Annotated in this window: 1 protein-coding gene; it reads left to right on the forward strand. The window is 42.4% G+C overall.

The features are described 5' to 3' along the window. Positions 1-818, forward strand: an 818-nt coding sequence (gene ltrA, locus ACEN36_RS12995) for a group II intron reverse transcriptase/maturase (RefSeq protein ID WP_407126893.1), incomplete at both ends; no start/stop codon positions are given.

Raw genomic sequence — 818 nt, forward strand, 5'->3', positions numbered from 1 at the left:
CGCAGGCATTGATGGTATGACTATCGAAGAGGCTAAAGAATATCTTCGTCAGCATAAAGAAGAACTTATTCAGACCATTCGCGAACGGAATTACCAACCTAAACCCGTCAGAAGAGTAGAATTACCTAAACCATCGGGTGGGGTCAGACTATTGGGGATACCGACAGTTATTGACCGGGTTATTCAACAAGCAATTGCGCAAGTTATCACACCTATTTTTGACGAACACTTCCACAACAGTAGTTATGGATTTCGGCCAAACCGTAACGCTCATATGGCTATAGCGCAAGGGCTAAGAGACATGAATGAAGGGTACCATTGGATTGTCGACATTGATTTAGAGAAGTTCTTTGATACAGTTAACCATGATCGACTGATGAATCTGGTTTCTCGGAAAATAACCGACGGTGATGTAATATCACTTATTCGGAAATATCTGGTGAGTGGCATTATGGTGAACGGAGAATATGAGAAAAGCCCAGTAGGCACCCCCCAAGGGGGGAACCTTTCGCCGTTATTGAGTAATATCCTCTTAAATGAACTCGACCAAGAACTAGAAAAAAGAGGGTTACGCTTCGTGCGATACGCAGATGACTGTATTATCTTCGTTAAAAGCGAATTCGCAGCAAGACGCGTGATGCGTTCGGTTACACGATATATTGAGGAAACTCTGGGTTTAACTGTTAATACGACTAAATCGAAAGTCATTAAACCAAGTGACCCAACCTTTAAATTTTTGGGATTTGGATTCTATTGGTCGAGAGCAGACAAAGGCTATCGAGCAAAGCCCCATGCCATATCAATCGAGACGTTTAAAT

Source organism: Desemzia sp. FAM 23989, assembly GCF_045528345.1.
Classification (GTDB): domain Bacteria; phylum Bacillota; class Bacilli; order Lactobacillales; family Carnobacteriaceae; genus Desemzia.